At 52.9% G+C, this 13,894-nt stretch carries 13 protein-coding genes and 1 pseudogene; 8 read left to right on the top strand and 6 right to left on the bottom strand.

What is annotated here, in order from left to right; translation table 11 throughout:
• The first annotated feature begins 945 nt into the window (after window positions 1-945).
• Window positions 946-1,455: a hypothetical protein gene (locus tag WKI41_RS21715; protein WP_425340986.1), complete on the top strand. Its 510-nt coding sequence runs from the start codon at window positions 946-948 to the stop codon at window positions 1,453-1,455.
• Here the strand turns inward: WKI41_RS21715 and WKI41_RS03200 are convergent.
• The 3 genes from WKI41_RS03200 to WKI41_RS03190 form a co-directional block, all read right to left on the bottom strand.
• On the bottom strand, window positions 1,452-2,081 hold the full coding sequence (locus WKI41_RS03200) for a response regulator (RefSeq protein WP_340192052.1): 630 nt from the start codon (window positions 2,079-2,081) through the stop codon (window positions 1,452-1,454). The genes WKI41_RS21715 and WKI41_RS03200 overlap by 4 nt on opposite strands.
• Entirely contained in the window at window positions 2,078-3,400 is a 1,323-nt protein-coding gene (locus WKI41_RS03195; RefSeq protein ID WP_340192308.1) for a sensor histidine kinase, read from the bottom strand. Before WKI41_RS03195 ends, WKI41_RS03200 begins: the two co-directional genes overlap by 4 nt.
• A 227-nt stretch (window positions 3,401-3,627) precedes the next feature.
• A complete protein-coding gene (locus tag WKI41_RS03190) occupies window positions 3,628-4,023 on the bottom strand; it encodes a DUF1236 domain-containing protein (RefSeq protein ID WP_340192051.1) in 396 nt (131 codons plus the stop codon).
• A 233-nt stretch (window positions 4,024-4,256) separates the two neighbouring features.
• Here WKI41_RS03190 and WKI41_RS03185 point away from each other — a divergent pair, with 233 nt between their 5' ends.
• The 3 genes from WKI41_RS03185 to WKI41_RS03175 all read left to right on the top strand — a co-directional run bounded on the left by WKI41_RS03185 (window position 4,257) and on the right by WKI41_RS03175 (window position 5,631).
• Window positions 4,257-4,562, top strand: coding sequence for a DUF1236 domain-containing protein (locus WKI41_RS03185; protein ID WP_340192050.1), 306 nt, complete (start codon window positions 4,257-4,259; stop codon window positions 4,560-4,562).
• A gap of 126 nt (window positions 4,563-4,688) precedes the next feature.
• Window positions 4,689-5,312, top strand: coding sequence for a BA14K family protein (locus tag WKI41_RS03180; protein WP_340192049.1), 624 nt, complete (start codon window positions 4,689-4,691; stop codon window positions 5,310-5,312).
• 121 nt (window positions 5,313-5,433) lie between these two features.
• Window positions 5,434-5,631 (top strand): hypothetical protein, encoded by a 198-nt coding sequence (locus WKI41_RS03175; protein WP_425340971.1) that lies wholly within the window; start codon window positions 5,434-5,436, stop codon window positions 5,629-5,631.
• A 388-nt stretch (window positions 5,632-6,019) separates the two neighbouring features.
• Here the strand turns inward: WKI41_RS03175 and WKI41_RS03170 are convergent, their stop codons facing one another.
• Entirely contained in the window at window positions 6,020-6,415 is a 396-nt protein-coding gene (locus WKI41_RS03170; protein WP_340192048.1) for a hypothetical protein, read from the bottom strand.
• Between the two features lie 218 nt (window positions 6,416-6,633).
• Between WKI41_RS03170 and WKI41_RS03165 the strand changes: the two genes are divergently transcribed.
• Entirely contained in the window at window positions 6,634-8,649 is a 2,016-nt protein-coding gene (locus WKI41_RS03165) for an ATP-binding protein (protein ID WP_340192047.1), read from the top strand.
• A gap of 57 nt (window positions 8,650-8,706) precedes the next feature.
• A pseudogene (locus WKI41_RS03160) lies at window positions 8,707-8,868 on the top strand (transposase domain-containing protein); the annotation flags it as partial.
• A 115-nt stretch (window positions 8,869-8,983) separates the two neighbouring features.
• On the opposite strand, the gene WKI41_RS21710 reads toward WKI41_RS03160, so the two are convergent.
• Window positions 8,984-9,352 (bottom strand): hypothetical protein, encoded by a 369-nt coding sequence (locus tag WKI41_RS21710; protein ID WP_425340985.1) that lies wholly within the window; start codon window positions 9,350-9,352, stop codon window positions 8,984-8,986.
• A gap of 4 nt (window positions 9,353-9,356) precedes the next feature.
• Window positions 9,357-9,629 carry an LPXTG cell wall anchor domain-containing protein gene (locus tag WKI41_RS03155; protein WP_340192046.1) on the bottom strand — a complete coding sequence of 91 codons (273 nt, stop codon included), beginning with the start codon at window positions 9,627-9,629 and terminating at the stop codon, window positions 9,357-9,359.
• A 1,364-nt stretch (window positions 9,630-10,993) separates the two neighbouring features.
• On the opposite strand from WKI41_RS03155, the gene WKI41_RS03150 reads away from it, so the two are divergent.
• Complete coding sequence (locus WKI41_RS03150) at window positions 10,994-12,598, top strand: peptidase domain-containing ABC transporter (protein ID WP_340192045.1); 1,605 nt, start codon at window positions 10,994-10,996, stop codon at window positions 12,596-12,598.
• Between the two features lie 3 nt (window positions 12,599-12,601).
• A complete protein-coding gene (locus tag WKI41_RS03145; protein ID WP_340192044.1) occupies window positions 12,602-13,894 on the top strand; it encodes an HlyD family type I secretion periplasmic adaptor subunit in 1,293 nt (430 codons plus the stop codon).

Below are 13,894 nucleotides of genomic sequence, written 5' to 3'. Positions count from 1 at the left end.
GAAAGCTTCTTGCCGTCAGCCGGACGGGAGGGACATGATGTGAAAGGCTGGCGGTTCTTAAGCTCGGTGGAGGCGGATAGTTTTGGTGACGAAATTCTCGTCCTGTTGTCGCTTTGGTTTTAAATTCACCGCATCAAAAGCTTGGCTCGCTTCAATTGTAACCGCCTGAGAGGTAACCTCCAGGCGCGCTAACAGCGTCCGTCAAATGTGCATCGCAGTTATCAAAAGCGCACTTGGCTGCGCCGGCTCGACACCCATTGGGCCCTAAGTCCTACGGATGAACCAAGTCTGCGAAATGAGTGTTCAAGACCTGTAATCTGAAACGATGATTTCGATCAAAGGCTGTTCAAGGTCCCACTGAAGCAATCAAGTTAGGCTTCTTCGCGCTCATTTTGTCCAGCTTGGCGGTGTTCCCCGCGCTCTGATCGAGGTCTTAGATGCTACATCTTTTCCGGACGTGAGGAGCCTGAAATGGACGACAGTCAACTAACTGAACCATATACTGTCGAGCAGCTTCAACACCGATATTCCTTGAGTATCTCAAGGGCAGTCGATTTGTTGGATCGTTGCGGTGGTGACAGGGCTTTGATCGATAAGATGATGAAACGATACAACGGGCATCAGGGCGAAGTTGATAGAAAACCGTCGCGCACAGCGGCTGTTGTCTCTGGCGCCTAAAAGATGTCGTTTCTCCTTTCGACATTCTGGGCAGCGGGAGCTGAACAGTTGTATAGGAGAGCATCCCGCTCCCGGCGTTCAAGAATGGCCGGTAGTACAGCCCAAATCAAGCGACACCCACGTAAGATGTTTTCATTCAAATGAGATTCTGGCAGGTTGTACGGCAGTTACCAGTTTAATCTACTGCCGTTGAACTACAGAGCCGCGAGGGAAATCTCAGTGCGTACGAGACGCCACGTACTAAAGTTCTTCATCACATTTGCAGGAATAGGCAGAGCTGCGTCATGGTCGCTCCCCGTTCAAACCTTCCATGCCGCATATAGTGGCGTCGCTTTTGCTCAAGGTAATGGCAACGGAAACGGCGGTGGGAATGGTGGCAATGGAAACGGAGGTGGCAATGGGAACGGAGGTGGCGGTGGAAACGGAGGTGGCGGTGGCAGCGGCAATGGCGGCGGGAATGGGAATGGGAATGGTGGCGGAACCGGGAACGGCGGCGGGAGCAGCAATAGCGGTAGTGGGGGCGGCAATGGCAGAGGCGAAAGCAATAAAAGCGGCGATGGGAGAGCATCAGATGCTGATTCACCCGCGAATTCTAGCAGCAGTCTGAGGGAGGGCCAGCAGTCAGGCCGGGCTCTTGAGGTGCGCCACGCGAACGGAATCACCGAAACTCTAAGAGGAGGGCGCTATTCGATGCGCGACAACAAGGGTCGTGTGATCGTGGACCGTCCTGCGACCGCGAAGGATCGTTCTCGGTTTGGGCCCGCTCGCTCTAACTAGGTTCTCTCTCTCCAGAGCAGTGCGGCCTCCGTGCGATTACTGACCTGCAGCTTTGCGAAAATCCTTGTAACGTGATGCTTCACTGTCTTTTCATGTAGGCCGAGATTGCGAGCGACGAGCTTGTTGCTCATCCCGTGTGCAATGAGATCCATCACCTGCCGCTCTCTGTTGCTCAGTTCTTGACGCTGCTCGATGAGTTCCGCTGCAGCCTTCCGTTCAGCTAGCAGTTTGGCCCCTAATTCGGTTGGAACGTAACGTCCGCCACCTGCGATTGTCCGCAAAACCTGGACCAACTCACGTGAGCCTACGCCCTTCAGAGCATATCCCGCCGCTCCCGATTGGATTGCTACTTGAAGATCATCCACGCACTCAGATGCCGTGAGAACGAGGATGCGCGTGGATGGGGCCATGCTTAGAATCGACTTAATGGCGGCAAGCCCGTTGCCGGGCATCGAGATATCCAGGAGGATGACATCCGGGGTCAAGTGTGTCGCAAGGGCTATCGCCTCTTCGGCGTTGCCTCCTTCGCCTACGATATCGAAACCGCATTCTTTCAAGCTCTGGGATACACCGGAACGAAACATTGGGTGATCATCAACGATGACGACTTTTATGTTCTGTGTCATTGATCGCTCATATCGATTGTGTCCAATCTCATCGTGAGGTGCGTTCCGGTTGACGATGTCTGAACTCGGAATCGGCCTCCTAGACTTTCAATTCGCTCTTTGAGGCCTGACAGTCCGATGCAATCTGGTCCAATTTCTTCGAAGGAAAAACCACTGCCGTTGTCTGAGACCATTGCGACGATCTCTGTGCCATCCTGTCTGAGTGATACGCTCTGCCTCGCCGAGGCGGCATGGCGCCAACCATTATTCAGACCTTCCTGCACGAACCGGTAAACGCAGATCTTGGTAGGAACTCCGACCTCTACCTCCACATCTTCAATAGCAGTCGCGACACGCCTCCCAGTCCGAGATTGGTGATGCTCGATCGCTCGACCCACCACATCTTCAATGGTCAGATTTTCTATATCCGGCAGAACAAGTCCGCGGCAAATGTTGCGGATATCTCTAATAGCTTCATCCAGGCTGGACTTGATTGTCGCTATCTCCGCCTCTCGTTCGCTTCTCGTTGTGTGGTCGCTCAAGAGCTTTTCACTGTCGACCCGGAGAGCTGCGAAGGCGATGAGTTGTGCAGGCCCGTCGTGTAAATCGGCACCAATCTTGCGAAGCAGCCGCTCGTTCAACGCGACGGTTCGTTGTGATCCTTTCTGTACACGATGTGCTAGATCCTCGATCTCGCTGAATTGGTGCCTTATCATCCTGCTGCCTTTGAGGACGATTGTGGAGAGAACCGCGAAAAAAGCAGAGGCGACGGCAATGACGACGATCCAGCTTTTTAAGCGCGCTCGCGCGAGACTCCTCTCAAGATCGACCGCCCTTTCATAAAACTCTGCAACGGCGACCACTTCTCCAGACCATGGCTGCAAAACTGGATTATAAATCTCTAGAAGCGGCTCGCTCAGCGCTCGCTCAGCGTCGCTTTCGGGATCGCCAGCCTCTTCGTAATTAGCAACGAGCTGCCCAGTAAATGCTTTTCTCCGATTTTCGCCAGGGGGCACAACCTTATTCATCAGACGTTTGTCATTGGAGTAGATGATGGTGCCGTCTTTCGTCCATAGCCGAAACGATATGAGACGACTTCCCAACGCACCTTGTCCAAGTGTCTCATCCAATGTTCGTTCGATGGAATCGTCTAATTTTGTTGAGCGGGTGAGATCCGGCAGGATCGGTGCGATGATACTATCGACGTATAAAGCCGTAGTTGAGCCTGCATTTCTCGTCACGGACTCCACGATCTGATTGGTGACAAAAAAGCCGATCAAAACGGTCGCGAACAACGAAACGAGACCCCCAGCTAGAAAAAACTGCTGGGCTAGGGACATCGAACCTAGTGTCTCAGAGGGAACAAGAGCAATTTTACGACCAAAGATTTCCACTCGTTCACTCGTTATTGCTTCACAGTTAGATTAAGTCCAACCTATGTTAGATCAAAGTAATTTACTATTTGGATGAAGGGAAGCGCGTGCTGAGCACACGGGCGAGAATGTTTCATAGGAACAGTTGACAGATGAAATAGCCTGCCGGGTATGTTTCCCGGCAGGCAGTGCCATCAGTTTATAACCTGCACGACTTTGCGCGTAGCTGGTTCAACGATCACTCGCTGCTTATTGACGATGGCATATGAGTATTTAGGCTCGTCTGGAACCTGGTGAATAACGACGGTAGACGGCAAGGGCTCACCAACGACTACCTTTTCCTTCACGACAACCGTCTCTGTGGGCACCGGAGCCTCACGGACATATGTAACGACGCGTGGTGGCGGCGGATCGATAGCTGTCCCGGCAACTGCGCCCACGACGCCACCAACTGCGGCGCCAACCGGACCGCCAACGATTGCTCCGGTGACTGCACCTCCGGCTGCACCGGTGACGGTCGATTCCTGAGCCTGTGCTGCGCCTGCGACCAAGACTGCGAACGCAAGGAAAGAAAGCTGTTTCATCTGCATGGGTGTTCTCCTTTGACAGAAATTTCCACGGCTCAAGAATATTTTCGGACTGCATACGTTCCGGACATGGGACTTTGTGCCCTAGTAAGCGCGCCACTGTTTTCTAGTGCTACGACCTAAGTCCTATAGCCGCTGGACCTACGGCCTACTCGTGGAACGCTCTCTCTCTAACTCGCTTGAAGTCTCACCTGCGATCAGCAGGCAGAGAGCAACACTTACCAAGGTGGAGAGACATGAAAACGAGATTTCTCACAATGACAGCCGCAATGATCATCATGGGCACATCAGGTGCTCTGCACGCGCAGACCGTGGTAATCAGCCCGGAGCAGGAAGTTATCATCGAAAAATATCTGACGGCCCATACCGTTACATCTGTTGATGTGCCAAGCGTCGATGTGGTGGTTGGTACCGCCGTTCCAGAGACAGTGGAATTACACAGGATCGATGCGCCGGACGTTACCTACAGCTATGTGGTCGTGAACGGAAAGACCGCGATCGTCGATCCTGGCACCCGTAAGATTGTTCGGATCATGAACTAAGCCAGTGCCGCCCGAAGCGTTGGTCGCCTCGCGCGACCGACAGTTTGATCAGACACTACTGGCGCGACTGATTAAGGACCGTTTTCCTTATAGTGCCCGGATATCGATGTTCTTGGTGGTTGTCCCATGCAAAACGTTATCGTTGGCTCATTTTTGCTGTTGTGCTCATTGCCCATTATCGGAGGCGGAATGAGATTTGCCTCCGATTTGGCTAAAGAGCGCGAAGCTCCCGTTGTACTTAATATGGCTCAGGAGCCATTGTGGACAACGGAGGTGAAACGCATTGACCCAAACAAGCAAGCTTATGAGCGCTTGCCAGCGGATTCGAATGCATCGCCAGAACTAATAGCTTTGACCAGCACTGTGCAAATTACGGGTACCAGCAAAAGTCGCGTTCAGGTGATCGTAAAAGCGCGGGAATTCAACAGCGACGATGACCGGGCAGATGAATGGTGCTCAAGGCGATACCGGTCCTACGTCAAGGCGGACAAAAGCTATCAACCCTTCGGCGGTGGGCCGAGAATGCGTTGCACTGCGCCAGCAGGCGTCGCCGGGCTCGAAACCATAAAGCAAGCCGCATCATCAACCGACAGCCACGTATCTTGGTGTATAAGCCGCTATCGCTCCTACCGTGCCGAGGACAATTCTTACCAGCCCTTCTCAGGTCCACGAAGACAATGTCAGCCTGGTTTCGATACCGCGGACCGGCGCTACTCGAGCACGATGCTTGCGCAACAGGTTTCGAATTAGCATCAGCCATGGTCGCATTTCTATAACACGTTATCAGCGCGACAAAAAACATGCATCTGAGATCAAATCAAAGCCATATCCAAGCTATTGTTGTCTGAAGTCTAGGAAGGGAGGTAATCTTGTGGGCATGAAGTTCCAGAAAAGAAAAAATCAATTCGATAGCTTTTGGTCGGTTCTAGATCGTGCGGATGGCACGATTGCTATGGTGAACGGTCATCCTGCGAGTGCTCTTCTTGAGGATGAAGCAGATGAGTTTATCTTTTTGCTGGAAGTGGGTATCCTTCAGCGACCTCAGGTCGATAGTGAGCTTGGCAATTAAGTTCGCCACAAGGCGACCGAACGGGATCGAGATCCGCGCGGACGAATGCCAGTCGGTTAGAGTTACGATGTCCGAGTATCTTTGCGCAGTATGGCTGCCCCCACGGATTAGGGATAATGTCCTTCAGCCGTCTCTCTTCCGGGGCCTGTAGGTCAGGTACCAATCATCACTTGATCTCAGATGCCGAGGCGGCGCTTTAGCTGATGTGCGCCTTGCTATCAGCAAGACAGGTCAGACGGGAAAACATTTCCGGCGGTAAAATCGCGAAGTTACTTGTCTCGTATTTGTGCGCCGATCGCCAGTCTGAAGCTGAAGATTCAAAATTACAGGTAGGCTCCATTGGCAGCTCACGTGAGTGCGTTAGGGTTACGCGCAACATGATAATATATTAGCTACCGAGAGTATATCTTTGATAATTCGTATTGCGGCGCCATAAATTCCCAATATGCTTATAAATTACTTCGCAAGAGAATAATATATCGCCCGGTGCAGCATACCACCGCTCGGCGATGTCAAGCGCGACCGGATAGGTCTCGGTATCGACTTTGCCATCACCACCACCTTCAGGTCCAGTCTGCGGCCTGAGGTTCGGCGCGAGTTCGCGTTCGCACAACTTTCTGCAGAAGTTCTCAAAGTCCTTGTGCTGGTTTCGATCCGTTAGGGTATCAAGGTGGTTACGGAGCTCGCTTTCGCTCAAGCGGTAGGCATCGACCCGTTCGCTGTCCGAGTATCGCTCCGGTCGTCTGACGCGCATAAGTTTTGAAGGGGAGGGTAATCTGTCCATGAACTCTTCTTTATGGCGGAGCTAGCTGCAGTAGACCACCGCGCTGTAGTTTGATCGACCGGTAAATAACATCTTATGTCGATAGTTGACCTTTTGGTATGTCAAAAGCTGTAACTCAGTCGATACGCGGCGCCTTCCATAAGTACCCATGCGTCGCTCTCCACCTTCATGTAGCTTGTTTCTCGCTTGTCGCTGTCCAGAGCGCGACCGGAGCCCGCATGCCTGGTTCCGAAGTGTCGACATCCTCCCCTCTTCGGTCAAAAATTAATCATGCCAGCAGTTTAGGCCAAGCTTTTCTATCTGAACGGAATATTAGCTTGCCTCATCCAGTTGCTATATCGAACGGTGGGTGCGAATACTTAATGAGTGCAATAGAACTTGGATTTGCAACTGGTATGGACGCACCCGATATTACTCCAATAAAAATCGACGACACCGATTTTCTGGTTGCGACTACGATCGAGCGGTGCCCGAAAATCATGATGATCCGCGAGTTGACTAAAAACGCCCTGGAGGCTGCGTCGCGTGCTCCGGAAGATAGCCGTCAGGTCATTTTCAGGGTCGTGGACTTTAACGGAACGCCCAAGTTGTCAATCTGGAATACCGGGCCCGGCATGGATGCGTCTCAACTCTACCGCATGTGCGACCTTGCGTCGTCCATCGGCAAAGCCAAAGGCCTCGACGCAAATTTCGGCATGGGAGCAAAGGTCGCTTCGCTCCCGTCGAACAAGCTCGGCATGGTGTACAGGTCCTGCACAGCGGGGCGTGTACACGAAGTCATACTCTGCCAGCGTGATGGGCGCTACGGTCGGTTACGGCGCATCCATGAGGATGGCACATTCACAGAGGTAGTGGACGTCACCGCGCTTGCGCTGGAAGAAGGATATAACCTCGACGCGGATTGGACGGAGGTTCGCCTTCTTGGCAATCAGGAGGAGCAACACACCGCTCGAGATCCTTATAACTCCGACCCGGCCGTGGACGCGCAATGGCTTGCGACATACCTTTACCATCGCTTCTACAGAATCCCCGCGCGGGTAAAGGTAACGCTGCAATCCGGCACGCACAAGCTCGGTGCGGGTTCGCGCGCTTTCGAAACGTTGCCCGCCCGGGCCGCTTCAGGTGCCTTCGAGCGCACGGAAACGGTCGAAGCAGCTGACGGCGTCAAGATCCAATACTTCTACGATCCGCCATACGAGAGGTCGCCGAGCCACAATCGCTCGATCAGCGGCGCCATCCAATCTGCGCTGAGCCTCACCGGAGTTGTCTACAAGGACGAGCTGTATGATGTGAAAACCGGGAGAGCCTGGGCGATCAACGCGCCAATGTTCGGCATTCCCTTCGGCTCGAAACACATCTCGGTCCACATCGAATTGCCCGAGAACAGCAATGTCCTACCGGAAGGCTATCGCCAATTCTTGCGCTACCGGACGGGCGAGCAGGATGTCGTCCAGGCGGCTCATTTCGCAGACCTCGTCGCGCAACATAGGCCGCAGTGGTTGATCGACATAATTCGGAGCCTCGCGCCGGAAAGCACATCGAACGACGACATTCGGAGCGAGCTTCAGAAGCTGCTTGACGAACTCCGTGTGAGACGTGTGGCTCCGCGCCTGGGTCTGACGGGTTCCGAGCTGGTCGACCCCAACCAAGGGATAGGGAATCAACCTGTGAAATCCTTGGACGGTTCGAGCGGAACGTCTGAGAAGCCGAAGACGAAACACATCGACCTAAGCCTCGCTCCACAGGGCGCGAAGCCTGCGGACCTATGGAAAGATCGCGAGCGCGCGCCGGAGATCATCCTTCTAAGGACACCCGAAGAGGTCGAAGAGAAGCAGCTTCGCGGTCGGGCCGCTCGATACTACAACAATGGTCAGCTATTCCTAAACATGCTCTATCCGTCCATCAAGGAGATGCGCGATATCCTTGAGCTTTCCTACGCCTCTGTCGCCGATGTAGAGGGCATGCGCGAAGCGGCATTAGCCCAAGCTGAGAAAAGCATGATGCTGCGTGTTGGCAGAGCGGTCGTATTCGCTCTGGCGAAACAGCTCAATAAGGAGTGGGACACCGACGCGGTAAACCACGCGCTGGCTCCAGAAAGTCTGAGCCTTGCAGCAGACGATTTCTACGATTCGCTCCAGCCTGCCCGTCGGGTATTGGGCCGCACGTTCCGACCCAACAGGTCCGGGGAAACAGGCGAAGTCGAAAGCGAGGAAATGCTGGAAGGCTCTTATTGATGCGTCATGGCGTAGATGATTTGCGGTGAATCTTGGAAGAAACATTCGGACTGCTCTGATCCGCATGCATGGCTTGGCGACGTTTTTTCCCGCATTGCGGACACGCCGACTACCAGGCTGGAGCAACTGCTTCCATGGAATTGGATATCGCAGACCGTCGACGCTCAAGCGCGTGACCGGCGGCCCTCACCGGCGGCTTACGTGGCGGGCCATGCGTAACTCAAGCTTTAGGCGCAATGCTATCTAGGATGACATCGTCACCGATGCAAAGGGGTCCAGTACGCGATCATTCCCGGCGACCCAAACAATTACAACGGCATCACGAATGTTGTTTTCATCGCCCGGGAACGGATTGGGTAGGCCGAGCAGGAGGCGACTGCGCAGTAGGCTCCGGCCATGTGAGAGAAAGGTACATTACCAGCGCGAGAAATGACACTATGCTGAACAATACGATTGACGGGTACTGATATGCTACTTGGATTTTTATCCGCTTCGTGATCCTGTCAAACCACTTAAGCTTGAACTCGGTTGAGTAGTCGAGTTGGTAACGCCAGAAGTCAACGTCATCGTGATTCAGGGAATACTTTTGAAGTATCTGGTTATACCGCTTGGATATTTCTAAAAACTGGTCGCGTTGTAGATCTTCATCTCTGAACTGAAGCTCTCTTTTCAGCTCCTGTAGGTCAAGGGCGCTACGGTTCATGATCTCAATGAACGGCGTGATTGCTTGCATACTGTAATACAGAGGAAGCCAGAAGAAGTACGGATAGAGCGATCGTTGTTAGCTCCAGCCAGTTCTGGCCTGTTTTGGGAAGCTCAACGAATTTCGGCAGAACAGTCGAGGCGATGACGAGCGCTGACGTGAAAGCTGTAAGGGCCGTCAGTCGTTTGTCGACATGCGCAAGCCTCTTGGAAGCATTGAATCGCGATCCTGCTGTCGTTTTAAGCGAACGAAGCAAATCTTTAGTGGCGGTTTCCATTGTATCTTCCTATTTTCTCGTCGCGGGAATACGCGCCGTGGATGAAGGATTTGCAAATAATCCGCCTGAAATCTTTCCTATAGGAATGACATCCACATGGCGGGCGAAATTGACCCGCGCCAAAGTCGTGAAGGACGAGATTCTGGTTCCGTTTGAGCTGTATGGGACGATGGTGATCTGAAGGCCGAGTTTGACTACGGTTGTGTGTTTCCGCCGGACAGTGCGACAGGGCGATTGAAAATAGTGATCTGATCGATCAACTGTGGTCGAACTCCTAGAAGGGACTGAGGCCTGGCTAGGTTCGAACCTTGCGAGGCATTTTGACGTAACGGGGAATTTCGGTACACTCGGATCGGGGCCCTTCCTGGTTCCATAGTTGGGCTGTACGCCGGACCAAAGATTCGAATCCGCAAAGTAAGCGCAGATTCAGTTGCTTAGAGGGTCTAGCAGATCGCAGGTTCATATCCCTTCAAGAGCGCTATAAGTGCTCGAAAGCTCCTCGCGGGACTTCTGGCTAGTAATCGCGGAAGGCTAAAGCGGAGCGCTAACCATACAAGCGGCGGCGTCCAAGGGTTTGCCCCCTCGTCCCGCCGCGATTTGCCTACCAGGTACGGCGACGCAAGTCACTACGGATAGTGTCAATGGTGCACCGCCCGAAGTGATTGTGACGCTTTTCATTTCTGGAGCCGTTCTACAATGCCATAAAGCCCGGCACGAGTTTGATGCAGAGTGCGAGATTGAACAGAGAAGGTGCGCGACGGCCCGATCAAGAAATATCCGCGTGAGAAGCGCCTTGATGATGCGGAAAAGACCGCGGGCAATTAAAGCGAGCGTCGAAAGCACTGCAGGAAGACACAACAAGGGTTCAGTTGTCCGGTCACGCGGAATCCCTTTTTGGAGGGCACGGTATCAGGGCTGGCGAATCCGCCTCGAGTGCGAGGCACACACGAAGAGCGGTTGGTACAACGAGCGCCATATCGGGTCGGTTGCTGTCGCATCACCAAGCTAAAGTCCTCCAGCACACCCTGTTCGGTGGAGCAAGCTTGTAGAGTATCTCAAGCGCGTAATGTTCCTTCCCGCATTTATGCAGATCAGCGTTATCGCTTCGTAAGAATGCTCTTGCATCGCTTTGATGCTCAGCCCTCTTCCGCAATTCCTTGATCAGCTCGGGGCGGCGCTGTCCGAGATGAGTGGGAGCCATTCTTGCAAATTGCCGTCAGAAATGTACTTGTTATGGTTGCAGGTATTTCGGCGAAATGGATTTTGATCGAAGGTGAAGTTTGACCAGATTTTCGTCCCGGCCAGTCCCTTTGTCCTGGTTCACGACATCGATCAGGAGGTACACGTCTCTCATTGCAGAAACCATGGTTATCGCGGTCGTTATTCGCCTGTTAGGGCTGATTGAGCCATTTGTTTTCCAGACTCTGATCGACCGTGTCCTGCCTTTCCAGCGTGAAGCGTCACTAACGGTCATACTCTTCGTCCTGCTAGTCACGATGCTGTTCGTGGCGGCGTTGACTGCTTTGATATCCTATCTCGGCAACCACATGTCGAACCGGCTCATTGCCGACCTTGCTGGGCGGATATTTCGCCATGTTCTTTCCCTTCCACTACCGAACCTTCAGCGTTGGCCGGTCGGGGAAACGTTGGCGCGCATCGGAGAGACGGATACTGCTCGGGGCTTCCTTACAGGGACTATGTCCACCGCGGTTTTAGATCTAGTTTTCTCGATCATCTATATCTGCGCGCTACTGGCCATCAGCCCGTCGCTGACTATCGTTGTGTTGCTAAGTGTTCCATTGCAGATGATCGTTTTCGCGATCATTGGCCCCTTCTTGAGGCAGAGAATGCAGAAGGCATTTCTTGCCAATTCCCACCACCAGTCGCGCCTGGTCGAAGCGTTCAGCAACATTACTGCTATCAAAGCTCTCGCCAGTGAAGAACGGTATGTTTCGCGCTTCGAGAATACGTTGGGCCACGCGCTTGACGCATCTTTCAGCGTCGCCAAGCTCGATATCGTGAACGGTTTCTTTGGACAGATTTTCGGCAAAGCACCGTCGATCATTATCATATTTCTCGGCTCTCAACTCGTTTTTCAGAATGAAATTACCCTGGGCGAGCTGATCGCGTTTCATCTGCTTGCTAATCACGTGTTCGGCCCAATTGCCTCATTGGCCTCAATCTGGGAAAAATGGCAAGGAATGCGCGTAGCGCGCATCCGATTAGGGGATTTCCTTAATGCCGCCACCGAACAGGATGTCGTGAAACCCGATATTGCTGCAACCTCTCCACTGACGATCAAAATGGAAGGAGTATCGTTCAGCTACATTCCGGATCATCCCGTGCTTGAAAACTTCAACGCCGAGTTTGGAATTAGGAGGCCAACGATTATTGTTGGCGATTCCGGTTGCGGCAAGTCAACGCTCGGCAAGCTTATTGCCGGTCTCTACACGCCCAAGTCTGGTCGGGTAATCGCGAACAGCGAAGACATCCAAAATTTCGATCCGGGATCCGTTCGCCGGCGGATTGCCTATTTACCGCAGGAGGCCGTTCTATTTTCCGGAACTGTTCGTGATAATCTACTGCTTGCAAAGCCCGATGCAACTGAAGAAGAAGTTATGAAGGCGCTACAGGATAGTGCTTCGGACCAGGTGGTTGCTAGGCTGCCCGGTGGGCTGGATGCGTATGTCGGTGAAGACGGAGGATTTCTTTCCGGTGGCCAACGTCAAAGGATCGCCTTGGCTCGTGCTCTGTTGAGCAATCCGTCGGCCATGGTTCTGGATGAGCCAACAAGCGCTTTGGATTTGCAGACTGCTAGTTTTATTTCGCAGACCTTACAGCGGCTTTCAAAAGAAAAAACGCTCATCATAATCACTCATATTCCAGACCTGCTGGGACCTGATGTCAACAAAATTATCCTTGCTCCTCAGAGTAAGCCAACCTCCATCCCCATTGAGGCTGGAGCCTAAACCATGGAGCCGACAAGCAAACCACCATCTCCAACGATACGCATAACGGCGTGGCTTTTTGTAGTAATGTTCCTAATCATAGCGACAGGGAGTTTCGTAGCGACCATCGAAATAGTCGCTAGAGGAACTGGACGCGTTATCCCATCGGGACGCGTTCAGAATATCCAGCCGTTGACGGATGGAAAGATCGGCAAAATTCTTGTTGCGGAAGCTCAGACAGTGAAGGCCGGTGATATCCTAATAAGACAGGATACCGCTGCAGCTGAAAGCACCATTAAGAAGATCGAAGCAGACATCGAACGCTACGAACGTGACGCACAGGTTGCGCGCGCGATCGTCGCCCCCCTCTCAGGCTCGGCTATGTCCGCCGAGAAGCTTCCTGACGAGGGTCGAGAAGTGAACGTTGTTGCGCCGGAAGCTGAACTCCTTGTCCAGACGGTGCTGTCAGCCCTACGTGACCAGGTTCTTCAAATCGATGCGCAGATCGATCGAATTCACAAAACCCAAAAGGCCCAAGAAGCCAGATTAACGCAAGCGCAAGCCGATCTAGAAATTGTCCAGGCAACCTTTCAAGCGAGCGATAGTCTGCGTAAACAGGGCTCGATTAGCGAGTTCGACTATAGAACGCGACAGCGGGAGCTGAAAGCCTCGGAAGGCGACGTAACCGTAGCAGAAGGCCGTCTTGGCGAGCTGGATGGAGAAGAGGCTGTTTTGGTTCGCCAGAAAGCAAGCCTGTTTTCGACAACGCAATCCACTTACCGCAAACAGCTTAACGATGCCGAAATTGGACTTCAGACCTCCAATGCCGAACTCAAAGCGGCGGAGATTCAGCTCGAAGGTCTTACCATCAAATCTCCAACGAATGGCAAGGTCGAAAAACTTACCGTTCATACGGTAGGTGGTTTTGTGGAAGCAGGTGAAAACCTGATGTCCATTGTTCCTTCCGATGGAAAAATAGAAATCGAAGCTTTCTTCGAGAACCGTGACGTCGGTTTTATCTCGCCAGGGCAGAAAGCCTTTATTAAATTCGACGCTTTTCCTCCCGAGCGATTCGGCATGGTTTTCGGCAAGGTTGCGAATGTCGGTGCCGACGCGCGCGAAGGTGCAGCAGGCAAGTGGGTCTACGCGGTCAGAATTGAGTTGGACCAAAGCAAGATCTTCTCATCTGGCCGAGAACTGGCCTTCATGCCCGGTATGACGGCAACAATCGATGTCATCACTGGTGAGCGCCGCCTAATTAGCTACTTCTTCGAGCCGATTGTGAAGGTTTTGCAAGACAGTTTCGGTGAGCGATGA

This window comes from Agrobacterium larrymoorei (genome assembly GCF_037722385.1).
In the GTDB taxonomy this organism is placed as follows: domain Bacteria; phylum Pseudomonadota; class Alphaproteobacteria; order Rhizobiales; family Rhizobiaceae; genus Agrobacterium; species Agrobacterium larrymoorei_C.
The sequence above is the reverse complement of the archived record's forward strand: the minus strand, read 5'-3'. Positions and strand labels throughout refer to the sequence as shown.